A 23,881-nucleotide genomic window follows, 5' to 3' on the forward strand; every position below is an offset into this window, starting at 1 on the left:
TTACACCGCTATCGCAGGCAAGCCAGCTCCCACATTTTTTTGCGCCGGGTCCTGATCGGTCCCACGCTCCGCGTGGGAATGCATCCAGTGACGCTCTGCGTCACATCCCCTCTAGGAGCGGACGCCTTACTTAACGGTTTTCGGCGCCTTGCCTTCCTTCATCTGTTGCAGCAACGGTGCGCACTGGTTGGGCTCGTCACCGCTCGGAGCGACCAACGCCAGCAACCCGGCCGCCGGGCCGGCGATTACGCCCAGCGCGACCATGCCGGCACCCCGCAACATCAGCGGCACGGCCTTTACACCCGCATTAGGCTTGATAAACGGGCCATTGACGTACAACGGTGAACGCAGGGAGAACAAGCGAAAGCCCTTGGACTCTGGCGTGATGGTCAAGTCCAACTGCTCGGTCGCCATGTTCGCCGTGCCATCGATATAGATAATCGCGTTCTCGGTATCGAACACAAACAGCCGCGTCGTCGCCAAACCCGTCTTGATGCCAAAGTCTGCCGCCGCGCAGTTGATCTTCACTTCCTTGTCGCCAAACAAGCGGCCCACCACGTAGTTGCCCACGTTGAGCCCGGCAATTTCCATCAGGCCGCGGCTGATGGCGCCGTCATTGATCAGCATTTTCAGGTCACCGTTGGAGGTGCCCAACAAGGCCGCCACGGAGTTGCCGCGTCCGGAAATATCAGCGTCGCCGTTGAGCTCACCAAAGCTGGTCTTCATCGGTTCGAACGTCGGGAACAACTGTTTGAGCTTGAAGTTGCGTGCAGTCAACCTGGCACGGCCTTCCATTGGCGTGATGCGCCCGTTCAAGCGGATCTGCGCATCCAGCTTGCCACCCGCCACGCCAAAGCGCAGGGGTTGCAGGCTCAGCTCGCCATCGTTGAGAACCAAGTGGGTGTAGAGGTCGGTGAACGGCAAGTCGGCGCTGTGCACGATACGTTTGCCGGTGAATTCCACGTCGGCGTCCATGTCGCGCCAGCGCTCGGTGCGGAACTCTTCCACCGGCAGCACTTTGGTCGCCGGTTGCTTGCTCTCGCCACCACGGGCCTTTTGCTTGGCGTTGGAGTCGGCACCGATCAACGGTGCAAGGTCAGTCATCAGCAGTTGGTTGGACACCAGCGTACCGCTGAGCTTGGGGCGTGGCTGGCTGGCGACGTAGCTGAGGTTGCCGTGGATATCACTGTTGCCGATCTTGCCGTTGAAGTTTTCATAGGTGAATGACGCGCCGCTGGCCTCATGCAGCTTGGCGATCAGATGGCCGTCGGTGGAATAGGCCGGAGAATCGGGCAGCGTCACGCCGGTCAGCGGGTAAAGGTTGCCCAGGCTACTACCGGACAGTTTCAACCGCAGGTCCAGGGCGCCAAGGTTCAGCGGATCGGTCAGGGTGCCGGCCAGTGCGATGCTGGTGTCGGAGATTTTCACTTGCGCTTGCAGCGGGAACGGCTTGGCCGCGTCCTGCAAGGCCAACAGCCCGCCTATCTTGCCGGTGCCATCGAGTTTCTGGCCGTGGTACTGGCCTTTGACCTTGAGGCCGAATGCGTAGTCCTGCGGCGCCGAGCCTTTTTCCAGGGCCTTCTTGGCATCCGCGTCGCCGACGATTTCACCGAAGGGAATCGGCTTGCCAAGCAGGTCGATGATCACATCCAACTGGGTCTTGAGGGTTTGGTCGTCGAGGGTCACGTGGCCCTTGTCGAAACCGATGGAGCCGATGTCCACCACCCAGCTGGAAGGCTCGGCGTTGGGGTCTTTGGGGTCGAACTTGAAGGTCCAGTTGGCGCGACCGTCGGCAAGGCGCTGCAAGTCGGCGCTTGGCTCGGTGAGGTCGATACGCGGGATCACCACGCGCTGAGCCAACAGCGCCAGGGGCGAGATGCGCAGCTCAACGCGTTTGAGCGTGACCATCTGCGGTTTTTTTGACCAGTCCGGGTTGCCCAGGGTCAGGTCTTCGGCAATCACGTGCGGCCACGGCACCCAGGCACGCCAACCGCCTTCATCGGCCTCGCGCGCCCACACCACGGCGAGGTTGCCATTAATGGCAAACGGGCGATGCAATTCTTCGGAGACCTTGGCATTGAGCGGCGGCTTGATGCGGTTCCAATCAAAGAACACCAGCACCAAGACCACGATAGCGATTAACACAGCGAAGCTGGCGCAGCTCCAAACCACGATTTTACGAGTGCGCGTCATTGCACAGGACTCCTCAACACAGATAGCAAAACTAAAGCTTATAAGGCTACGACTGGCAAACCGCCGGGGGGTTTAACCCGATCAGCGATTTAGTCGCAAAAAGCCACATTCCTGATCGACCAGACAGTTTTCATCATCGACAGCGCACCATTGTTACCCAGGTTCGTGTCGAAAATACCCACCACGGTGCAAAAGCGCGGGCTTGAGAGGCGCGTTCTAGAGCCTCTGCGGGGAACAATCAATTCTGTTGATTATTACCATTGTGTTTATGAACTTTTATATCGACTTCTCGAGAGTAACATTAGCCCTGTACCCACTTTATCGCCCTCCCAAGGAGCAACCCATCATGAAACGCCAAGTACTCGCTACTGTTCTGCTGTCGGTCCTGGCTTCCAGCGCATTTGCCCTGCCAGCCGCTGAACAAGCTACCCCACAGAACAAAGCTCAAGCCGTTCAGTCGAGCCAGACCCTGGCCCGCAGCGGTTCGCAAGAAGACGAAAACCGTGACTACGCCAAAGGCGCCGTTGCTGAAAACGGTCGCAATCGCCTGGAAGAGAAAGGCCTGGTAGAAGGTGGCGCTGAACAAGCCAACAAACGTGCTTACACCGAAGGCGTTGCTGAAGGTGGCCGTGATCGCCTGGAACAAAAAGGCCTGGTAGAAGGCGGTGCTGAGCAAGCCCACAAACGCGCTTACACCGAAGGCGTTGTTGAAGGCGGTGCTGACCGTCTGCAAGAACTGCATCAAGCACAGAGCTAACCCCGTGGTGGCCGAGAAAAAAGCCCGATCTGAAGATCGGGCTTTTGCTTTTATCTGACGCTTATCTGAACTGCATCACACCCCAACATCCCGCCAAGTTCGACGTAGCTGAAGCTGTTTTGCTAGAGTGCGTCGCTGTACTTGCCGACAAAGCCCGCCCGCCGATGCTGCCCCGCGCCGAACAGAAGCAACAGACCCGCCTCGCCTTGATGGACGCAGCCCGCCATCTGATGGAGTGTGGCCGTGGGTTCGGCAGCCTGAGCCTGCGCGAAGTGGCCAAGACCGCCGGGATTGTGCCGACCGGGTTCTATCGTCACTTTGAGGATATGGACCAGCTAGGGCTCGTGCTGGTCAGTGAAGTCGGTCAGACCTTTCGCGCCACCATTCGCCTGGTCCGTCACAACGAGTTCGTGATGGGCGGCATCATTGATGCCTCCGTGCGGATCTTTCTGGACGTGGTTTCAGCCAACCGTTCGCAATTCCTGTTCCTGGCCCGCGAGCAATACGGTGGCTGCCTGGCCGTGCGCCAAGCCATCGGGGCGCTGCGTGAAGACATCACCAGCGACTTGGCTGCCGACCTTACGTTGATGCCCAAGCTCCAGCACCTGGATGCCGACGGCTTACATGTGATGGCCGACCTGATCGTCAAGAGTGTATTTGCCACCCTGCCCGACATCATCGACCCACCGGCCCAGGCCCTGCCTGCCCACCTTACGCCCCAGGCGAAAATCACCCAGCAACTGCGCTTTATCTTTATCGGCCTCAAGCATTGGCAAGGGCTGGGCAGCACCGAATAAGCCCGGTCAGCCCGCCGTGTGGAAGCGCTTGGCGGTGGTGTAGTGCTTTTTCCAGTAGCTGTTGCTCAATGAATCGATACGCACGCGTTTGCCGGTGCTGGGCGAGTGGATGAATTTGCCCTTGCCGATATAAAGGCCGACATGGCTGACCTGTCCGCGCCCATTGCCTTTGAAAAATACCGCGTCGCCGGGCTTGAGCGCCTCGCGCTGAACAGTCGCGGCGCTTGATCGATGCATTTCTGTGGTGGTGCGCGGCAGGCGGATATTGGCTTCGGTCTTGAACAGGTAGACCAGGAAGCTGCTGCAATCAAACCCCTGGTTAACCTTGGTACCGCCGCTTTTATACGGCGTTCCCAGCAGCTCATGGGCACGATCGATCACGTTGTCGATGGTGGCGGAAGGTTCAAAGGCCACAGGCGCTTTTAAATTGGCAGAGGCCGGTATGACGGCGCAGGACAAGCTGAGAATAAGTGAAACCAAAAATACTTTGAACATGATCGGCGTCGCAGTGGATTAAACACGGCGCACATCGTAATGAAACAGCGCGTAACTTTTTGAACGGCAAATCCTTCAATCACGTAGGACAAATCCGAGAAAAATCCAGTGCGAAACAGGTGAAGGAAATTTCATCCTTCACGCAACGGTTCTCAACGAAAAGCGCCCCCATCCAGTGCTATAAATCCAATAGCGCACCAATTTGAAGCGCGACAGCCATTGGCTGACGCCCTATTCGGTGGCATGTCCGTGCTTGCCTACAGGGATTTCCCGCCCATACACACGGTTGGCAAGCCCCTTGCTCTAGCTCATTTATCGCTCATAGCTGGAAGCCTCCTGATGCTGGTGATCCACCGCCGAATCGCCCCCCAAGCCCTCTGGGCCGCCGAACTGCTGCTGAACTTCGAAGCCCGCAGCAAAAGCCGCCTGCGCTGTTTCAGTGCCGACGGCGAAGACGTCGGCCTGTTTCTGGAGCGTGGCCAGCCGCCGCTGCACGATGGCGAATGCCTGCAAGCGGAAGACGGGCGCGTGGTACGCGTGGTCGCCCGCCCTGAACAGCTGCTGCACGTGACCTGCAGCAACGCCTTTGAACTGACCCGCGCGGCGTATCACCTCGGCAACCGCCATGTGGCCTTGCAAGTCGGCGACGGCTGGCTGCGCCTGCTCGATGACTACGTACTCAAAGCCATGCTCGAACAGCTCGGCGCCACCACGCAAACCCTCGAGGCTCCGTTCCAGCCGGAACACGGTGCCTATGGCGGTGGCCATCATCATTCGCGTCATGGCGATGAAGACTTCAATTACCCGCCCAAACTACACCAGTTCGGCGTGCGTCTATGAACCCAGCCTGGGCGCTGTTGCGTCTGGCCAGTCCGCAATTGCCGATTGGTGGCTACAGCTATTCCCAAGGCCTGGAGATGGCGGTGGAGAACGGCCGCGTCAATGATGCAGCCAGTGCCCGGCGCTGGATCAGCGACCAGTTGCTGCTCAACCTCGCCCGTTTTGAAGCGCCGCTGTTGCTCGCCCATTGCCACGCCGCCGCCGAACAGGATTGGCCGCATTTGGCGCAGCTGTGCGAAGAGCACCGCGCCAGCCGCGAGACCCGCGAGCTGTATCAGGAAAGTCGCCAAATGGGCTATTCCCTGCAACAGCTGCTCAACGGTTTACCGGAGCTGGACGACGCCGCGCGCCACTTTCTGGCCCAACGTGATGAACCCCACCTGGCCCTGGGCTGGGCTTTGGCCGCCCGCGCTTGGCATATCAACCCCGATGACGCCCTGGCCGCGTGGCTGTGGAGCTGGCTGGAAAACCAATTGGCGGTGCTGATGAAAACCCTGCCGCTGGGCCAGCAAGCCGCCCAACGCCTGACCAGCCAATTGCTGCCCCTGTTGCAACAAGCCCAGCAGGACGCGGCACGCATCGACCCTCCCCATTTCGGCAGCGCCGCGTTCGGCCTGTCCCTGGCGTGTATGGCCCATGAGCGCCAATACAGCCGCCTGTTCCGTTCCTAGGAGACCTACATGAACACACAACCTTTGCGTGTCGGCATCGGCGGCCCAGTGGGCTCCGGCAAGACCGCCCTGACCCTGGCGCTGTGCCTGGCGCTGCGCGACCGCTACAACCTGGCGGTGGTCACCAACGATATCTACACCCGCGAAGACGCGGATTTTCTGGTGCGCAACCAGGCACTGGCGCCCGAGCGCATCATCGGCGTGGAAACCGGCGGCTGCCCGCACACGGCGATTCGTGAAGATGCCTCGATCAACCTCGAAGCGGTGGACCAACTCAACCGCCGCTTCCCCGGCCTGGACCTGATCCTGGTGGAGTCCGGCGGCGACAACTTGTCGGCCACGTTCAGCCCGGAACTCTCGGACCTGACCATCTACGTGATCGATGTGTCTGCCGGTGACAAGCTGCCGCGCAAGGGCGGGCCCGGTATTTGCAAATCCGACTTGCTGGTCATCAACAAGATCGACCTGGCGCCCCTGGTCGGCGCCTCGCTGGAACTGATGAACAGCGACACCACACGCATGCGCAACGGTAAGCCCTTTGTGTTCAGCAACCAGAAAACCGGCATCGGCCTGGATGAAATCGTCGCCTTTATCGAACGTCAGGGTTTGCTGACTGCAGCCTGATCACACCCCCAAAAGGAGCCTGTATGGGACTCAACAAAATTCTTGCAACCGCCGCCCTGCTGCTGGCACCGGCCCTTGCCTTCGCTCACCCCGGGCATGGCGATAATGGTCTGGTGGCCGGTATCAGCCACCCATTGGGCGGTATTGATCATTTACTGGCCATGGTCGCGGTTGGGTTGTGGGCCGCGCAGCAACAAGGCAAGGCGCGCTGGGCACTGCCTTGCGCGTTTGTCGGCACCATGCTGGTGGGCGGCCTGCTCGGCTTTGAAGGCCTGGAACTGCCGGCGCTGGAAAGCGGGATTGCTGCCTCGGTACTGGCGCTGGGCTTGGCGGTAGCGCTGGCAGTGCGGCCGCCGTTGTTTGTGGCGGTGGCGGCGACGGCGTTGTTTGCGTTGTTCCACGGTGTGGCGCACGGCCTGGAGCTGCCTGACATGTCCAGCCCGTGGGCGTATGCGGCCGGCTTTGTGGCCGCGACGGCGGCGCTGCATGCTGCCGGGTATGCGGTGGTGCGTTTCCTGCCGGCTGCTGCGGCGCCGCTGGTACGGGTTGCCGGGGCAGCTTCGGCGGCAACCGGGGTTTGGTTGCTGGCGGGCTGATTGGCGGCGCTGCTGAGGGCACCATCGCAGGCAAGCCAGCTCCCACCTTTGACTGTGTTCACAGATCCAAAGGTGGGAGCTGGCTTGCCTGCGATGGCGGTGGCACAAACACCACAGAACTCAAGCCTGCTACCATGCGCGCCTACACCTCTGCCGTGACGACGCCAGCCGATGCCCATCGCTTCCCAACCTTCCTTGAATGCCGTGCTCACGCACTTCCACACCCTGATCGTGCCGCTGTGGCAAGGCCCGGGCTGGAACGCCGACTTGGCGCTGCCCTACGAGGCGCTGGGCGCCGATCACCAGCCATTGCCCCCGCAACGCTACCGCGCCATGGCCTGCGCCCGGCAGTTGTACCTGTTCGCCAGCCTGATCGGCGAGCCGGGTGCAGCGTTTGCCGAAGAGCGTGCAGCGGCGCTGTTTCGTTCGCTGCAACGGCATTTTCATGATGCCGAACACGGCGGTTGGTTTTACAGCATCGACGCCCACGGCAAACCGCTGGACAAGCGCAAAGACCTCTACACCCACGCGTTCATCATCTTCGCCTGCGCCCACTATTGGGCCAAAGTACGCGAGCCGTTGGTGGAGTCGGTACTCGATGCGGCCCTGGCCGTGGTCGCCGAGCGTTTCGCCACCGGCGACGGCCTGTACGAAGCCGTATTGGAGCGCAACTGGTCATCGCTCAAGTCCGGCCCACTGCAAAACCCACTGATGCACCTGGCCGAAGGTTTCCTCGCCACCCTGGCCGTGCGTGAAGACGCGATCACCCAGGATGCGTTGCTGGACCTCGCCACCGCCCTGCAGAAGCGCTTCATCGACCGCCAGCACGGCGTGATGATGGAAAAACCGCTGGGCGCTGTGGATAACTGGTTTGAGCCGGGACACCAGTTCGAGTGGTTCTTTTTGCTCGACTCTTCAGAGGTACTGCGCGGCACACCCTTGCATGCCTCGCTGACGCGGGCATTTGCCTATGCAGAGCTTAAGGGTGTGGATAAGTTAAGTGGCGCGGTCAGCGGCATGCTCGCGCTGGATGGCAGCGTGCGCGACGGCACGCAACGGATCTGGGCACAGGCTGAATACCTGCGGGCGCTGACCTTGCGGCCGGGCAGTGAAGCGGTGTTGCAACGCCAATTGCTGGCGCTGCAACAGAACTTTTTGCATGAGAAAGGCTGGCATGAGTGCCTGGATGCCAAGGGCGCAGTGAGCCGGCGGGATATGCCGTCGACTACACCGTATCACTTGGCGACCTGCTATCAGGGGCTGATCCAGCATCTGGGTTGAGCTTTAGTGCCTCATCGCAGGCAAGCCAGCTCCCACATTTTGATGTGTGAACACAGTCAAATGTGGGAGCTGGCTTGCCTGCGATAGCGGTCTACCTGACTGTCATGCAATCCACTTGCGATCCCCAGTAAAACTGATCGTCAGCCAGCGCGCCGCATCCGGCGTACCCAACCCTGTGGATATCTCCTCGCGCAGCCCATCAAGCGTCGCCACGTTATCTACCGGGTAATTGGCCGGCAACACCACATGAATCTCGATAAACCGCGCCCGCCCGTGCTTTTGCACGTAAGACACGTAATCATCAAAACCGTGCCTGGCCTGGGCGGCATCCATCACTTCGCGCACTTTGTCATCCAAGTGGTCCGGGGCAATGCCCAGCACCTCACGCAACGCCGGGCGCAGGATCTTGAACGCCGGCGCCAGCATGCTCAGGGCCAGCAGAATCAGGATCAATGGGTCGACATACACCGCCCACTCGCCATAGCCCTGGGACTTGAGCAACAGCGCAGCGAGGAAGCTGATCAGCAAGCCCACCGACAGCATCGCGTCCACCAGCCAACTGATGTTGTCGAACTGGATCAGTGAAGATTTGAGCTTGCGATTGCGATAGCGCACATAGAAGAAGTAGGCAAACTCGACCACGGTAAACACTGCCGCGTAGACGATCACCAGTCCCAACTCAATCTCACGCCCGCCATTGATGATGCCGAACACACCGTTGAGAAACGCGTAGATCGCGATCAACAACAAGAAGCTGCCTTCGATCAGCAGCACCATCGGTTCCAGGTGCCAGTAGCCGAACTGGAAACGCTCGTTGCTTTTCTTGGCGATCAGCTTGGCCGTGATCAGCATCAGCACCTTGATGGTGGTGGCGATCAGCGAGAAAAAGCCGTCGAACAGAATGGACTGGGCGCCAGATATCACACCCGTGACAATCCCGGCGATCGCGACCGCGAACATCAGAATCGTCGATTGTTTGAGCAGTGCCTGCTCGCCTCGGTTACTCACATTTCCTCCCGTCAAAACCTTTAAACCGCACAGTGCGGAGGGGTTTTCAGGAGTGGAGTGTACCTTATGTCCTGTTTTGGCCGATTTGACGCCATCGCAGGCAAGCCAGCTCCCACATTCGGCCGCATTCTCATGCAGGAACTCGGTCAAGTGTGGGAGCTGGCTTGCCTGCGAAGGACGCAACGCGGTCTTAAGCCTTACTTGGCCCCACGCTCAATCGCAAACCCAGCCCAGGTCTGGCTCACCGGCATCAGCTCCAACCGGTTGATGTTCACGTGCGCCGGGGTATTCATCACCCAGAAGATCGTGTCGGCAATGTCCTGCGGCTGGATCGGCTCGGCACCGGCATAGGTCGCGTCATAACGCGCCTGGTCACCGCCAAAGCGCACCAGCGAGAACTCGCTCTCACACAGGCCTGGCTCGATGTTGGTCACGCGCACGCCGGTGCCTTGCAGGTCGCAACGCAGGTTCAGCGAGAACTGCTTCACGAACGCCTTGGAGCCGCCATACACGTGGCTGCCCGGGTACGGGTAGTTACCGGCGATGGACCCCAGGTTGATGATGCCGGCGCCACGGCCGTGGGCGATCAGGCGCGGCAACAGCAGGTTGGTGGTGGTCAGCAGGCCTTTGATGTTGGTGTCGACCATGGTTTCCCAATCGTCGAGGCTGCACTTGGGCGCAGGGTCGGTGCCCACGGCCAGGCCGGCGTTGTTGATCAGCCCGCGCAACTTGGCGAACGACGGCGGCAGGTTGGCGATGGCCTCTTCCATACCCTTGCGGTCACGCACGTCCACCACCAGGCCATGCACTTCGGTCTGCTTGGAAAGCTCTTCGACCAAGGCATTTAAACGGTCAGCACGACGGCCGGTAAGCACCAGTTTCCAGCCAGCGTCGGCAAAACGACGGGCGCAAGCTTCGCCAAAACCAGAGGTGGCGCCAGTAATAAACAGCGTGTCGGACATGGTGTTCTCCTTGCGGGCATCGGAAAAAAAACAGCCAGCAGAATGCCCTTACGCCGCGATTGCAGCAACCGCTAAGCGTATAACTTCATACACGGCTGGTTGTTTTTTGATCACATCAGGCAAAGCCTTATAGAACGTGGCGTGCAGCCATATGCACGCAGGTTATCCACAACTGCGCCCACAGTCTTTGGGGGCAAGTGTAAAAAGCGCCAAGCCGCTCTATACAAGGCTTGCAGACGATTTCAGAAAGTTTTTTGCTTGACCTTGGCCAAGGCGTATGTAGCCCAATGGCAAGAGGGAAAATCCGAACGATGGCTCCAGGCCAGTCATTCCGGCCTCTGCGGCCGTCTTTCCAGAGTTTAGTCACAGACTTATCCACAGGCTGATCAGACATAAATCAGTCATATACCTGTGTCTTTAAACAGGTTGACAAAGCCCTCGGCAGGCCACCAAAAACTGGCTGATCAATAAACAACCACCACGCTGCAAGCCCCGTTTTTAAAGGCTTGCAGCCAGCTACTCCCACGTTACCCACAGCCGGTTCCACAGCGGATGGGGACAAGTCAAAACTGTGACAAAACAGGGATTTGCGGCGGCTATATGTCGCGCTTTGGAGGGTCTCTGGATTTGTTTTCCACAATTTGGCGGGAGCACTGAAAACACCCCAAAAACACCTGTGGATGATCGTTCCCACGCTCCGCGTGGGAATGCAGCAAAGGACGCTCCGCGTCCCCAAGCGTGACGCGGAGCGTCACAAGAGGCATTCCCACGCAGAGCGTGGGAACGATCAGGGGCAGGGATCAATGCCCGCCGAGGTAGGCGTTGCGCACTTCCTCATTCACCAGCAATTCCTTGCCGGTGCCCGTCAGGCGGATCTCGCCGTTAACCATCACATACGCCCGGTCCGACAGACGCAGCGCGTGGTTAGCGTTCTGTTCCACCAGGAAGATAGTCATCCCGGTGGCCGCCAGCTCGCGCAGTGTGGCAAAAATCTGCTTCACCACAATGGGCGCCAGGCCCAGGCTCGGTTCGTCCAGCAACAGCAACTTGGGCCGGCTCATCAGCGCGCGGGCGATGGCGAGCATTTGCTGCTCGCCACCCGACATGGTCATTGCGCGCTGGGTGCGCCGCTCCTTGAGCCGAGGGAACAGCTCGAACATGCGCTGCATGTCTTCCTGCGCATACTTGTCACCAATCGGGATGGTGCCCATCAGCAGGTTTTCCTCGACGGTCATGTCGGGGAACACCCGCCGCCCTTCCGGCGACTGCGCAATGCCGTTGGAGGCGATGTAGTGGGACGACTTGTGGGTAATGTCGACGCCGTTGTACAGAATTTGCCCGGACTCGGCGCGCGGCTGGCCGAAAATCGACATCAGCAGCGTGGATTTACCCGCGCCGTTGGAGCCGATCAGGCTCACGGTTTCGCCTTCGTTAATGTGCAGCGAGACTTTTTTCAGGGCCTGGATCGGGCCGTAAAACACGTTCAGGTCCTTCATTTCGAGGATAGGTGCACTCATACCAGCTCCTCTTCGTCTGCGCCCAGGTAGGCGGCAATCACTTTCGGGTCGTTGCGGATCGCGTCCGGGCCGCCTTCGGCGATCACGTTGCCGTGGTCGAGCACCACGATGTGGTCGGAAATACTCATCACCATGCCCATGTCGTGTTCGATCAGCACGACTGTCAGGTCGTGTTCGTCGCGCAGCAGGCGAATCATCGCGCTGAGGGCTTCGGTTTCCTGCGGGTTGAGGCCCGCTGCCGGTTCGTCCAGGCAGATGATCTGCGGCCGGGTGCACATGGCGCGCGCGATTTCCAGGCGGCGTTGCTGGCCGTAGGAAAGCTCACCGGCCAGGCGGTTGGCGCAGTCCACCAGGTCCACCACTTCCAGCCAATAGAAGGCGTGGTCGAGGGCATCGCTTTCGGCCTTACGGTAGCCCTTGGTATTGAGGATGCCCGCCAGCATGTTGCGGTTGACCCACATGTGCTGGGCCACCAGCAGGTTTTCCAGCACCGACATTTCCTTGAACAGGCGAATGTTCTGGAAGGTCCGCGCCAACCCTGCGCGGTTGACCAGGTGGGTGCCGCCGAACATCTTGTAGTACACGCGGCTGAAGAAGCTTTTTGGCGACACAAAGTCGACGGCCTTGAAGCGTTCGCCGAGCAACTGGATCACGTTGGTCTGCTTGCCACGAATGTTCAGTTCGATCTTGCCGCCGCTGGCTTTGTAGAAGCCGGTGAGGCAGTTGAACACCGTGGTCTTGCCCGCGCCGTTGGGGCCGATCAGGGCGAAGATCGAGTTGCGTTTGACCTTGAGGCTCACATCGCTCAAGGCCTTGATGCCACCGAAGTGCATCATCAGGTGTTCCACTGAGAGGACGACTTCTTTGCTCATGGCGCCACTCCTTTACGTGGGGTCACACCGGTTCGGCTGATGCGGATCAGCCCGCGTGGCCGCCAAATCATCATCACCACCATCAACACGCCAAACAGCAGCACGCGGTATTCGGAGAAGCTGCGCAGCAACTCCGGCGCGACGGTCAAGACGAACGCCGCAATCACCACACCGACTGTCGAACCCATGCCGCCCAACACCACGATGGCCAGGATCAGCGCCGATTCGAAGAAGGTAAACGACGACGGGTTGACGAAGCCTTGGTAGCTGGCGAAGAACACCCCGGCCAGACCCGCAGTCGAGGCCCCGATGGTGAACGCCGAAAGCTTGACCAGTACATGGTTCAGGCCCATGGAACGGCAGGCGATTTCATCTTCGCGCAAGGCTTCCCAGGCGCGGCCGACCGGCATACGGGTCAGGCGGTGCTTGATGTACAGCACGGCCAGTACCACCAGGAACAGCACGATGTAGATGAACATGAACTTGATGTTGGGGTTGTAATCGATGCCGAAGAACTCGTGGAACGGAATCCCGCCATCCTTGGCCTTGCGCCCGAATTCCAGGCCGAGAAAGGTCGGCGAAGGCACCGGCATACCGTTGGGGCCACCGGTGAACGACAGCCAGTTGTTGAGCACCAGGCGGATGATTTCACCAAAGCCCAGGGTCACGATGGCGAGATAATCGCCGTGCATTCGCAGCACCGGGAACCCGAGTATGCAGCCCGCCAGCGCGGCAGCGATGGCCGCCAGAGGCAACACACTCCAGAAGCCCAGGCCCAGGTATTGATAACCGAGCGCCAGGCCGTAGGCGCCGATGGCGTAGAACGCCACGTAACCCAGGTCGAGCAAACCGGCCAGGCCCACCACGATGTTCAGGCCAAGGCCGAGCAACACGTAGATCAGCCCGAGAATCACCACGGTCAGCAGGTACTTGTTGGCGAAGATCGGGAACACGATCGCGATCACGATCAGTGCCGGGATGATCCAGCGCAGCCGCGATTTGTAGTCCGGCGGCAACACGTGCACGCCGGAGCCACTGCTCTCGAAACCCTGCAGGATCTTCACGCCCTTGGGGGTTTGCAGGAACAGGCTCAAGGCAAAGCGCCCGGCCATCACGATGGCGACCAACGTGGCCACCCGCGCAGGCTCGAGGTTAAAGCTATAGCCGTCGAGGACCACGCCGACGATCGGGCCGAACACGATCAACGAAATCAGCCCGGCAAGGACCGTATCGACCACACTTTTCTTGATATCGATAGATTTGGCAGCAGACATGTTTACACCTTAGCCACGAGTGGGCGACCAAGCAGGCCCTGAGGACGGAAGATCAGAATCACCACCAGCAGGGAGAAGCTGAACACGTCTTTGTAGTCAGAGTTGATCAACCCCGAGAACAGCGACTCGGAGATACCCAGGATGATCCCGCCCAACATCGCCCCAGGCAGGGAACCGATGCCGCCGAGTACCGCTGCGGTAAACGCCTTAATGCCGATGATAAAGCCGGCATAGAAGTCGAAGGTGCCGTAGTTGAGGGTGATCAGCACGCCGGCCAGGGCGGCCATGGCGGCACCGATGACGAACACGTAGGAGATCACGCGGTCGGTGTTGATGCCCAGGATCGAGGCCATCTTGCGGTCTTGCTGGGTGGCGCGGCACATGCGGCCGAGCTTGGTGTATTTGATGATGTAGGTCAGCAGGCCCATGCCGAGAAACGCGGCCACCAGGATAAACACCTTGGTGTAGGTCAACTGCACGAAGCCCGTGCCGATATCGACGCGCCAGGCGCCGGCCAGCAGGGTTGGAATGCCTTGTTGTTTCGCGCCCTGAGCGATCTGCGCATAGTTTTGCAGGATCAGGGAGATACCGATGGCGCTGATCAGCGGTGCCAGTCGGGTGGAGTTACGCAGCGGTTTGTAGGCGACACGCTCGATGACCCAACCGTACACGCCGGTGACGACCACGGTGAAGATCAGAGTGCCGAGAATGAGCAGCGGGAAGGATTCGATGCCGAAGTAAGCCAGCAGTGCCAGACTGATCGCCGCGAGGTAAGCGGAAATCATATAAACCTCGCCGTGGGCGAAGTTGATCATGCCAATGATGCCATAGACCATTGTGTAGCCGATGGCGATCAGGCCGTAGACCGACCCGAGGGTCAGGCCGTTGACCAGTTGCTGCAGGAAAATACCATCCATAACGCAATCTCACGCGGTGAGCACCTGCACACGGTTGAGTGCGCGGCGCTTCTGGAGGAAAAGACAGATATCGATATAAACACCACTCCCTGTGGGAGCGGGGCCCTGTGTGGGAGCTGGCTTGTGTGGGAGCTGGCTTGCCTGCGATTGCATCACCTGGGTATTACTGAAGTACCGAGGTGCCTGTATCGCAGGCAAGCCAGCTCCCACAACAAGCCCGCTCCTACATGGGTTCCGTGGTGCTTGTTCTTACTTCTGCTTTTCCAACTGGTGGTATTTGCCGTCTTTATCCCACTGGTAAACCACGTAGTCGGAGATTTTCAGGTCGCCCTTGGTATCCCAGGCTTTTTCGCCCATGACGGTTTTCACCGGGTGAGCCTTGAGCCACTTGGCGGCGTCTTCGCCTTTGTTGGATTTGGCGCCGTTGAAGCCGGCGGCCAGGGCTTGCAGCGAGGCATAGGCATACAGGGTGTAGCCCTCTGGCTCGTAGCCGGCTTTGCGGAACTCTTCCACTACAGCCTTGCTGTCTGGCAGCAGACGCGGGTCGGCGCCGAAAGTCATGTACACGCCGTCTACGTATTGCTTGCCGCCAGCGGTGGCAACCAGTTCGTCAGTCACTACGCCGTCATCGGACATGAACTTGACGTCCTTGAGGCCGGCTTCACGAATCTGGCGAACCAGTGGGCCGGCTTCAGGGTGCAGACCACCGAAATACACGACGTCAGCGCCCAAGGAGCGGATTTTGGTAACCAGGGCGCTGAAGTCTTTCTCGCCACGGGTCAGGCCTTCTTCCAGCACCGGCTTGACGCCGCGCTTGGTCAGTTGGGCAGCGGTGGCATCGGCCAGGCCTTTGCCGTAGGTGTCCTTGTCGTTGATGACCGCGACTTTCTTGCCCTTGAGCACGTCGACGATGTAATCGCCGGCGACGATGCCCTGCTGGTCGTCACGACCACACATGCGGAACATGGCACCCAGGCCGCGTTCTGTCACTTGTGGGTTGGTAGAGCCTGGAGTGATCGCGATGATGCCCGCTTCGTCGTAGACCTCAGAGGCGGGAATGGTATTCGACGAGCAGAAGTGCCCTACCACGCCGATCACTTTGTCCTGGTCCGCCAGACGGTTAGCCACGGCCACGGCCTGCTTGGGTTCGCAAGCATCGTCACCGGCAACCAGCACGACTTTCTCACCGTTAATGCCGCCAGCCTTGTTGATCACTTCGGCTGCCGCCTGGGCACCCTTCATGTACTGCTCACCGAACGAGGCGTTGGCGCCGGTCATCGGCCCCGCAACGCCAATCTTCACATCAGCTTGAACAAACGCAGAAACACCCAACGCCGCTGCAACGGCGAGGGCCAGAAAACCTTTCTTGTAAAACGTCTGGGACATGAGTGGTGCTCCGAGGTTTTTGTTTATTGGCACTACGAATTCGCGTCAAACTTTCACAGGAAAGCCCAGAGCAAGGCGCGTGCCATTACTTTTTTATTCTTCAAAAAGACACGGTGTCATTGTTATTACAGGCGTTTCGACTCCCTTTGCCAGTACGTGCAACCGTCTAGCATCGAAAGGTGCAACCAATGGATCCAAAAAGTACAACCCTGGCAGGTCGCACCTGCAACCGGATGCCTAAACGACAGTTCCTACAGCTGTAACAATGTGCGTAACGGAACTGCACATTTACAGTGCGTGATTGCTACGACTTGCACCAATACAGATTAGTAGCCTGCTAAGAAGATGCAGGCTTTTGACAGGTATTTCGCTGATCAGACCACGATCCGCAGGCATTGCCCGGCGTGATACAGCGAGAACCCCGCTTCATACAGGCAACTGCGCAGGCCCACCCCGGCCAGCGGTTGCATCGGCGCAAACGGGATCGGCAGCGCCTGTGGGTTCTGGTGACACAAATAGTCTGCAAAGGCTTTGCCCACCACACTGCCCGTGGTCACGCCGCGGCCGTTATAACCGGTGACGGCGACCAGACCGGGGGCCGGCTCGAACAGGCGCATCAGGTGGTCCGGGGTGAAGGCGATGCAGCCGGTCCAAGTGCATTCCCACTGCACCGATTTGAGGTACGGGAAGTAATGCTGCTGCACCCGATCGGCCCACGCCTTGAGGAACCACGTCGGTTTCTGGTTGCCATTGCCCAGGCTGCCGAGCAACAAGCGGCCATCCGCGTCGCGGCGGATGCTGCTTAACACCTGGCGTGTGTCCCACGAGCCCTGCCCGCCGGGGAGGATATGTTGCGCGGCTTCGTCCGTCAGCGGGGCCGAGGCGACCTGGTAGTAGTAACCGGGAAAGAAGTTGCGCCGCAGCTCGGTCCATTCGCCTTCGGTATAGGCGTTGGAGGCGATCACCACTTGCGCCGCCTGCACTGAACCCTGGGCGGTCTGCACCGACCAGAGTGCACCTTGGCGTTCAAGTTGCGTGACCGGCGAATGATCGAACAGTTGCCCGCCAAGTCCCACAGCCGCATTCGCCAGGCCAGTGGTGTAGGCCATTGGGTTCAAGGTGCCGGCACGCCGGTCCAGCAGGGCGGCGGCGATCTTTTTGGTGCCGGTGGCCTGTTCGCACGCCTGGCCCGTCAGCAGCTCGACGGGGGCGCCACGGCGCTTCCACTGTTCTTCGCGACTGCGCAAATCCGCCTCGCCACGGGCGTTATGCGCCATGTGCAAGGTGCCCTCACGGCGCAGTTGGCAATCAATCTTGTATTTGTCGATCAGGCTGAACACCAGCGACGGCGCCGCGCCCAGCATGCGGTTGAGCTGGCTGCCCACCGCTTCGCCGAAACCCGCTTCGATCTCGTCCGGCGGGATCCACATACCGGCGTTGACCAGCCCGACGTTACGCCCCGAACCGCCATGGCCGGTGCGATGAGCCTCCAGCACGGCGACGCTTTTACCTTGTCCCAGCAAATGAATGGCGGCCGACAAGCCGGTGATACCGGCACCGATCACGCACACATCAACCTTGACCTCGCCCTTGAGCGCGGCGCGATCGGGCCGGCCTGGGGTGAGTTGTTCCCATAAACATGTTTCGCGTAGTGCCATTGCCAGACTCCGATGAGACCCAACAAACAACTATTTCCGAACTGCAAACCCAATCAACTGTGGGAGCTGGCTTGCCTGCGATAGCGGTGTATCAGTCACCACCGCTATCGCAGGCAAGCCAGCTCCCACATTGATCCCACTTCGACTTGGGGGATCAGTCGAAGGTGATGCCTTGGGCCAGCGGCAATTCCAACGAGTAGTTCACGGTATTGGTCTGGCGACGCATATACCCGCGCCATGCATCCGAACCCGACTCACGCCCCCCACCGGTCTCTTTCTCACCGCCAAACGCGCCACCAATCTCCGCGCCGCTCGGGCCGATGTTGACGTTGGCGATGCCGCAGTCACTGCCCACCGCCGACATGAACTGCTCGGCTTCACGCACGTCGGTGGTGAAGATGCACGAGGACAGGCCTTGCGGCACGGCGTTATTCAGGCGCAAGGCTTCGGTGAAGTCGCTGTAGCCAACCACATACAGAATCGGCGCGAAGGTTTCGGTACACACCACGTCACTTTGCTCGGGCATCTCCACAATGGCCGGCGACACGTAGTAGGCATTCGGGAACTTGTCTTCCAGCTGGCGCTTGCCGCCGAACACCTTGCCGCCTTCGCTCAAGGCTTGCTCCAGGGCGTCCTGCATGTTCTCGAAGCCGTGCTTGTCGATCAGCGGGCCGATCAGGTTGCCTTCCAGCGGGTGGCCGATGCGCACTTTGGAATAGGCGGCTTTGAGACGGGTAACGATTTCTTCCTTGACCGACTCATGGGCGATTAAACGGCGCAAGGTGGTGCAACGCTGGCCGGCAGTGCCGACGGCGCTGAACAGAATGGCGCGCACGGCCATGTCGAGGTCGGCGCTTGGGCCGAGGATCATCGCGTTGTTGCCGCCCAGCTCAAGGATGCTGCGGGCGAAACGTGCGGCGACTTTCGGCGCCACTTCGCGGCCCATGCGCGTGCTGCCGGTGGCGCTGATCAGCGCAACGCGCGGGTCATCCACCAGCGCCGCACCGGCGTCACGGCCGCCAATGATCACTTGGCTGAGGTAGTCGGGGGCGCCGTCGAACTTCTTCAGTACGCGCTCGAACAATGCCTGGCAGGCCAAGGCGGTCAGCGGGGTCTTTTCCGAGGGTTTCCAGATCACCGCGTTGCCGCACACCAGCGCCAGCGTGGTGTTCCACGCCCACACGGCGACCGGGAAGTTGAAGGCGCTGATCACGCCGACCACACCCAGCGGGTGCCAGGTTTCACGCATGTGGTGGCCTGGGCGCTCGGAGGCGATGGTCAAGCCGTACAACTGGCGGGACAGGCCCACGGCGAAGTCGCAGATGTCGATCATCTCCTGCACTTCACCCAAGCCTTCCTGGGTGATCTTGCCGGCCTCCCACGACACCAACTCGCCCAGGTCGGCTTTATATTCGCGCAATACATCGCCGAACTGGCGCACCAGCTCGCCGCGACGCGGTGCCGGCACCTTGCGCCAGGCCTCGAATGCATGCTCGGCGCGACTGACCTGCTGCTCCACTTCAGCGGCACCTTCCCAGTGCACACTGCCGATACGGCTGCCATCAATCGGCGAATGCACGGGCTGTTTACCCGACTGGTACAGCGCCGGGTTTACCCCGAGACGGTCAAGCAATGCGGCAACCATGGGTCACTCCTTCAAACTCAAACAGAAAATTCGCGCCGCCACAGACACGGCGATCCAGACCTTATTTGTAGCTGGCCCAAGACTTGCCAACAAACGACGATTAGGCGAGATATCATTCCGTTTACTCATGCAAAGAATAAAAAGAGGCGTGCCGTGCTGAATAAAAGACATTTGCCCTCGATCACCGCCCTGCAGTGTTTCGAAGCCGCCACCCGCCACCTGAGCTTCACCCGCGCTGCCGAGGAACTGAACCTCACGCAAAGCGCGGTGAGCAAGCAGGTCGCGCAGCTGGAAGAATTGCTCCAACACCTATTGTTTCGCCGGGTGCGCCGCCGCTTGCAGATGACCCCGGCAGGGGATTTGTACCTGGTGGAAGTGCGCAAAATCCTCACGCAAGTGGAGATGTCCACCCACTACCTGCGCTCCTACGGCGGCGAGACCGAAGTGCTGCGCGTGTCCACGCCCTACACGTTCGGCGCGCGCTGGCTGGTGCCGCGCCTCAAGGGCTGGCGTTTGCGTCACCCGCAGATCCACCTGGACCTGTGCAACGAGCAGGAGCCGGACGAACTGTTGCAAGGCAAGGCCGACATGGCTTTCTACTTCGGCCAGCGTTCACGGCCGGGCACCGAGAGCCTGAAACTGTTCAGCGAAGAGTTGGTGCCGGTGTGTGCGGCAGAGAGCTTGCCTGCGCAGCCATTCACCGACCCCACGCAACTGAGCAACCTGGTGCTGCTGCAAAACGCCTCGCGACCGCAGGGCTGGCATGACTGGTTCGCCAGCCAGGGCTACCAGACCGAGCACAGCTACCACGGGCCGCGTTTTGATACCTTTTATATGTGCATTCGGGCGGCGCAGGTCGGCTGTGGCGTGGCCTTGTTGCCGCGCTTTCTGGTGGAGGAAGAGCTGGCCGAGGGCAAGCTGGTGATTCCCTGGCAGCATGCGATGCCCAGCCAGGATGCGTATTACCTGGCGTATCCCGAGCATTCGGCGGAGGTGCCCAAGGTGCGTGAGTTTGTGAAGTGGATGATGGAGCAGGTTTAGCTCTTTTTGGGCTGCACCACCGTCATCGCAGGCAAGCCAGCTCCCACCTTTGGAATGCATTTCAAGTGTGGGAGCTGGCTTGCCTGCGATGAGGCCAGTGGCCGCACTGAAAAAATCACTGGCAAAACCCCACAGGTCTATGCGCCACTAGCACCCTTCCTTAATTGTGCGTAAAGGCCGGCGCCCATCGCCGACCCGTCTGGAGATTCCCGTTATGAGCGAGAGTGTGTTTGCCGATCGCATCGTGCAGAACTTGCTCGACACCGACTTCTACAAGTTGACCATGATGCAGGCGGTGCTGCACAACTACCCGAACGTGGAAGTTGAATGGGAGTTTCGTTGCCGCAACAGTGAAGACCTGCGCCCGTACCTGGCGGAAATCCGCTATCAGATCGAACGCCTCGCCGAGTTGAGCCTGAGCCCCGACCAGTTGGGCTTCCTGGAACGCATCAGCTTTATGAAGCCGGACTTCCTGCGCTTTCTGGGGCTGTTTCGCTTCAACCTGCGCTACGTGCAAACCGGCATCGAGAACGGCGAGCTGTTTATCCGCCTGCGCGGGCCGTGGCTGCATGTGATCCTGTTTGAAGTGCCGATGCTGGCCATCGTCAGCGAAGTGCGTAACCGCTACCGCTACCAGACCGTCATCCTCGAACAGGCCCGCGAACAGCTGTACCGCAAGTTCGACTGGCTGTCCGCCAATGCCAGCAGCGAAGAACTGTCGGAGCTGCAAGTGGCCGACTTCGGCACCCGTCGGCGCTTCTCGTACCGCGTCCAGGAAGAAGTGGTCAGCGTGCTTAAGCACGACTTCCCCGGGCGTTTTGTCGGCACCAGCAACGTGCACCTGGCCCGCGAGTTCGACATGAAACCGCTGGGCACCATGGCCCACGAATGGATCATGGCCCACCAGCAACTCGGCCCGCGCCTGATCGACAGCCAGATCGCCGCCCTCGATTGCTGGGTACGCGAATACCGTGGCCTGCTCGGCATCGCGCTGACCGACTGCATCACCACCGACGCGTTCCTGGGCGATTTCGACCTGTACTTCGCCAAGCTCTTCGACGGCCTGCGCCACGACTCCGGTGACCCGATTCAATGGGCCGAGAAAGCCATCGCCCACTACCACAAGCTCGGTATCGAGCCGATGAGCAAGACCCTGGTGTTCTCCGACAGCCTGACGCTGCCCAAGGCCCTGGAGATTTTCCGCGCATTGCGCGGTCGCATTAATGTCAGCTTCGGTATCGGCACCAACCTGACCTGTGACATTCCGGGTGTTGAACCGATGAGCATCGTGCTTAAAATGACCGCCTGCAATGGCCAGCCCGTCGCGAAAATTTCCGATGAGGCGGGCAAGACCCACTGCACCGATCCGAATTTTGTCGCCTATTTGCGCCACGTTTTTAAAGTACCTGCCCTTTCCAGCAAGGAGTGAATCATGCAAGCCGTACAGCGTGAGATTGCGCAGCAGCTCAAGGTCCAAGCACCGTTCAACGACCAGGCCGCCCTTGAGGCCGAAGTGGCGCGCCGCGTAGGGTTTATCCAAGGCTGCCTGCGCAATTCCGGGCTCAAGAGCTTGGTGCTGGGCATCAGCGGCGGTGTCGACTCCCTGACCGCCGGCCTGCTGGCCCAGCGTGCAATGAAAGAACTGCGCGCCAGCACAGGTGATGAAGCCTACCGTTTTATCGCGGTGCGCCTGCCCTACGAAACCCAGTTCGACGAACACGACGCCCAGGCTTCGGTGGACTTTATCGACCCGGACGAGCGCCACACCGTGAACATCGGCCCGGCGGTTAAATCCCTGGCCAATGAAGTGGCGGCGTTTGAAGGCAAGGCGGCGGTGTCGCGTGATTTCGTGCTGGGCAACACCAAGGCGCGTATGCGCATGGTGGCGCAGTACACCATCGCTGGCGCGGCCGGTGGCCTGGTGATCGGTACCGACCATGCAGCGGAAGCGGTGATGGGCTTTTTCACCAAGTTCGGTGACGGTGCCTGCGACCTGGCGCCGTTGAGCGGGCTGGTGAAGAACCAGGTGCGTGCGATTGCGCGGCACTTTGGCGCGCCGGAGTCGCTGGTCGAGAAGATCCCGACTGCCGACCTTGAAGACCTGTCGCCGGGCAAACCGGACGAAGCCTCACACGGCGTGACCTACGCCGAGATCGATGCGTTCCTGCACGGCGAGCCGGTGCGTGAGGAAGCGTTCAAGATTATCTGCGACACGTATCGCAAGACTGAGCACAAGCGCGTCATGCCATTTGCGCCGTGAGGTAGACCGCAATCGAGCGGTGCGACGATTCGACAAGCCAGCTCCCACACTTGACCGAGTTCCAACAGGGGAACGCGGTCAAATGTGGGAGCTGGCTTGCCCGCGATGAACGATAACGCGGTGTTACTTGACTACCACAGTGCCTTTCATCATCGAGATGTGGCCTGGGAACGAGCAGAAGAACGCGTAATCCGTGCCGGCAGCCAGTTTCGACACATCAAACGTCACCGAATCTTTCTCACCAGCACCAATGATCTTGGTGTGAGCGATGATGCGAGTGTCGCCGTCTTTGAGGTAGTTTTTGTCGATACCAGCGGCCATGCCGTCGCTGGCAACGCCCGGCATGTCGGCGGCGGAACTCAGCACCCAGTTATGGCCCATGACGTTTTTCGGCAAGCTGCCGGAGTGTTCAAGGTTCACGGTGAACTTCTTGCAGCTCTTGTCGATGGTGATTTCTTTGGTGTTGAAGGACATCTGGTCGGTGGAATCAACAGTGACCGCGCACTCTGCAGCAAGCAACTGGCCGCTCGCCAGTGTCAGCAGGGAAACAGCAACGATTTTGGCAAACATGTGAATCTCCAAGGCAGGGTTTAAAAAACGCGTATTGCGACTAGGGTGCCCCAAGCAGGCTGAAATTCTTATGATCTGAATCAACAGATTGTATACAACTTTAGGCTATCAGACTGATCAACACAATCTACCAGCCAAACAACCGCCACCCGCTTATGATCGCTCCATCACCCACCGGAGCGTCTGCCATGCACTTCAATCAATTCTTCAACGGCCTGTTGGCTGCGTATGCCTGCGGTAAGTGAAGGCCAATCGCGCTGCTAAGCTGCTACCATAGCGACCCAAGGCAGCTGCGCGCCGCCCACCCTCACCTTCGACCCTAGAGGATCGCCCATGGCCAAACCTAATTACTCCTTCGCCAAACGTCAGAGAGACTTGGCCAAGGAGCAGAAGAAAGAGGAAAAGCTGCAACGCAAGAAAGCCGCTGCCGATGAAGAAGCAGGCGCACTGAACCCGGATGCTGAAGGTGAAGTGGCTGCTGATGACACCGAGACACCGAAAGACCCGGCTGAATAAA

At 59.9% G+C, this 23,881-nt stretch carries 23 protein-coding genes; 11 read left to right on the forward strand and 12 right to left on the reverse strand.

Translation table 11 applies throughout. The features are described from left to right. Positions 1–126: 126 nt before the first annotated feature. Positions 127–2,193, reverse strand: a complete 2,067-nt coding sequence (locus HBO41_RS12700; protein ID WP_169986507.1) for an AsmA family protein — start codon at positions 2,191–2,193, stop codon at positions 127–129. Between the two features lie 346 nt (positions 2,194–2,539). Between HBO41_RS12700 and HBO41_RS12705 the strand changes: the two genes are divergently transcribed. Together HBO41_RS12705 and HBO41_RS12710 are read left to right on the forward strand one after the other, a co-directional pair. Beyond that, positions 2,540–2,950: a hypothetical protein gene (locus HBO41_RS12705; protein ID WP_017136791.1), complete on the forward strand. Its 411-nt coding sequence runs from the start codon at positions 2,540–2,542 to the stop codon at positions 2,948–2,950. Positions 2,951–3,114: 164 nt separating this feature from the next. Further along, a complete protein-coding gene (locus tag HBO41_RS12710; protein WP_017136792.1) occupies positions 3,115–3,747 on the forward strand; it encodes a TetR family transcriptional regulator in 633 nt (210 codons plus the stop codon). Positions 3,748–3,753: 6 nt separating this feature from the next. Here HBO41_RS12710 and HBO41_RS12715 read toward each other — a convergent pair whose 3' ends face one another. Further along, complete coding sequence (locus HBO41_RS12715) at positions 3,754–4,242, reverse strand: C40 family peptidase (protein WP_017136793.1); 489 nt, start codon at positions 4,240–4,242, stop codon at positions 3,754–3,756. A 339-nt stretch (positions 4,243–4,581) separates the two neighbouring features. On the opposite strand from HBO41_RS12715, the gene ureE reads away from it, so the two are divergent. The 5 genes from ureE to HBO41_RS12740 all read left to right on the forward strand — a co-directional run bounded on the left by ureE (position 4,582) and on the right by HBO41_RS12740 (position 8,254). Further along, positions 4,582–5,082 carry an urease accessory protein UreE gene (gene ureE, locus HBO41_RS12720; protein ID WP_017136794.1) on the forward strand — a complete coding sequence of 167 codons (501 nt, stop codon included), beginning with the start codon at positions 4,582–4,584 and terminating at the stop codon, positions 5,080–5,082. Then, entirely contained in the window at positions 5,079–5,753 is a 675-nt protein-coding gene (locus tag HBO41_RS12725; RefSeq protein WP_169986509.1) for an urease accessory protein UreF, read from the forward strand. Before ureE ends, HBO41_RS12725 begins: the two co-directional genes overlap by 4 nt. Positions 5,754–5,762: 9 nt before the next feature. Continuing rightward, on the forward strand, positions 5,763–6,377 hold the full coding sequence (gene ureG, locus HBO41_RS12730; protein ID WP_017136796.1) for an urease accessory protein UreG: 615 nt from the start codon (positions 5,763–5,765) through the stop codon (positions 6,375–6,377). Positions 6,378–6,400: 23 nt separating this feature from the next. After that, positions 6,401–6,973 (forward strand): HupE/UreJ family protein, encoded by a 573-nt coding sequence (locus HBO41_RS12735; protein ID WP_017136797.1) that lies wholly within the window; start codon positions 6,401–6,403, stop codon positions 6,971–6,973. A gap of 171 nt (positions 6,974–7,144) precedes the next feature. After that, positions 7,145–8,254 (forward strand): AGE family epimerase/isomerase, encoded by a 1,110-nt coding sequence (locus tag HBO41_RS12740; protein WP_169986511.1) that lies wholly within the window; start codon positions 7,145–7,147, stop codon positions 8,252–8,254. Positions 8,255–8,356: 102 nt separating this feature from the next. Here HBO41_RS12740 and HBO41_RS12745 read toward each other — a convergent pair whose 3' ends face one another. The 9 genes from HBO41_RS12745 to HBO41_RS12785 all read right to left on the reverse strand — a co-directional run bounded on the left by HBO41_RS12745 (position 8,357) and on the right by HBO41_RS12785 (position 19,493). Further along, positions 8,357–9,262, reverse strand: a complete 906-nt coding sequence (locus tag HBO41_RS12745) for a cation diffusion facilitator family transporter (RefSeq protein WP_169986513.1) — start codon at positions 9,260–9,262, stop codon at positions 8,357–8,359. Positions 9,263–9,459: 197 nt separating this feature from the next. Next, complete coding sequence (locus HBO41_RS12750; RefSeq protein WP_058422443.1) at positions 9,460–10,224, reverse strand: SDR family oxidoreductase; 765 nt, start codon at positions 10,222–10,224, stop codon at positions 9,460–9,462. Between the two features lie 800 nt (positions 10,225–11,024). Continuing rightward, positions 11,025–11,741 (reverse strand): ABC transporter ATP-binding protein, encoded by a 717-nt coding sequence (locus HBO41_RS12755; RefSeq protein ID WP_169986515.1) that lies wholly within the window; start codon positions 11,739–11,741, stop codon positions 11,025–11,027. Continuing rightward, the gene (locus tag HBO41_RS12760) at positions 11,738–12,613 is read right to left on the reverse strand and encodes an ABC transporter ATP-binding protein (protein ID WP_017136078.1); all 876 of its coding nucleotides are present in this window, start codon (positions 12,611–12,613) and stop codon (positions 11,738–11,740) included. The genes HBO41_RS12755 and HBO41_RS12760 overlap by 4 nt, the downstream gene beginning before the upstream one ends. Beyond that, on the reverse strand, positions 12,610–13,887 hold the full coding sequence (gene livM, locus HBO41_RS12765; RefSeq protein ID WP_017136077.1) for a high-affinity branched-chain amino acid ABC transporter permease LivM: 1,278 nt from the start codon (positions 13,885–13,887) through the stop codon (positions 12,610–12,612). The genes HBO41_RS12760 and livM overlap by 4 nt, the downstream gene beginning before the upstream one ends. Before the next feature lie 2 nt (positions 13,888–13,889). After that, a complete protein-coding gene (locus HBO41_RS12770) occupies positions 13,890–14,804 on the reverse strand; it encodes an ABC transporter permease subunit (RefSeq protein WP_017136076.1) in 915 nt (304 codons plus the stop codon). A gap of 249 nt (positions 14,805–15,053) precedes the next feature. Beyond that, positions 15,054–16,190, reverse strand: a complete 1,137-nt coding sequence (locus tag HBO41_RS12775) for a branched-chain amino acid ABC transporter substrate-binding protein (protein WP_169986517.1) — start codon at positions 16,188–16,190, stop codon at positions 15,054–15,056. A 374-nt stretch (positions 16,191–16,564) separates the two neighbouring features. Next, entirely contained in the window at positions 16,565–17,848 is a 1,284-nt protein-coding gene (locus HBO41_RS12780; RefSeq protein WP_169986519.1) for an FAD-binding oxidoreductase, read from the reverse strand. A gap of 154 nt (positions 17,849–18,002) precedes the next feature. After that, complete coding sequence (locus HBO41_RS12785) at positions 18,003–19,493, reverse strand: aldehyde dehydrogenase family protein (protein ID WP_017138439.1); 1,491 nt, start codon at positions 19,491–19,493, stop codon at positions 18,003–18,005. 153 nt (positions 19,494–19,646) lie between these two features. Here HBO41_RS12785 and HBO41_RS12790 point away from each other — a divergent pair, with 153 nt between their 5' ends. The 3 genes from HBO41_RS12790 (at position 19,647) to nadE (ending at position 22,794) form a co-directional block, all read left to right on the forward strand. Continuing rightward, a complete protein-coding gene (locus HBO41_RS12790) occupies positions 19,647–20,534 on the forward strand; it encodes a LysR family transcriptional regulator (RefSeq protein WP_169986521.1) in 888 nt (295 codons plus the stop codon). A gap of 214 nt (positions 20,535–20,748) precedes the next feature. Then, positions 20,749–21,963, forward strand: coding sequence for a nicotinate phosphoribosyltransferase (gene pncB / locus HBO41_RS12795; protein WP_017138441.1), 1,215 nt, complete (start codon positions 20,749–20,751; stop codon positions 21,961–21,963). Positions 21,964–21,966: 3 nt separating this feature from the next. After that, positions 21,967–22,794 (forward strand): ammonia-dependent NAD(+) synthetase, encoded by an 828-nt coding sequence (gene nadE / locus HBO41_RS12800; RefSeq protein ID WP_017138442.1) that lies wholly within the window; start codon positions 21,967–21,969, stop codon positions 22,792–22,794. Positions 22,795–22,917: 123 nt separating this feature from the next. Here nadE and azu read toward each other — a convergent pair whose 3' ends face one another. After that, positions 22,918–23,364 carry an azurin gene (gene azu, locus HBO41_RS12805; RefSeq protein WP_017138443.1) on the reverse strand — a complete coding sequence of 149 codons (447 nt, stop codon included), beginning with the start codon at positions 23,362–23,364 and terminating at the stop codon, positions 22,918–22,920. A 333-nt stretch (positions 23,365–23,697) separates the two neighbouring features. Here azu and HBO41_RS12810 point away from each other — a divergent pair, with 333 nt between their 5' ends. Next, on the forward strand, positions 23,698–23,880 hold the full coding sequence (locus HBO41_RS12810) for a hypothetical protein (RefSeq protein WP_017138444.1): 183 nt from the start codon (positions 23,698–23,700) through the stop codon (positions 23,878–23,880). Position 23,881: the final 1 nt, after the last annotated feature.

Origin of the sequence: Pseudomonas sp. WS 5146 (assembly GCF_012985495.1) — a bacterium.
Taxonomy (GTDB): domain Bacteria; phylum Pseudomonadota; class Gammaproteobacteria; order Pseudomonadales; family Pseudomonadaceae; genus Aquipseudomonas; species Aquipseudomonas edaphica.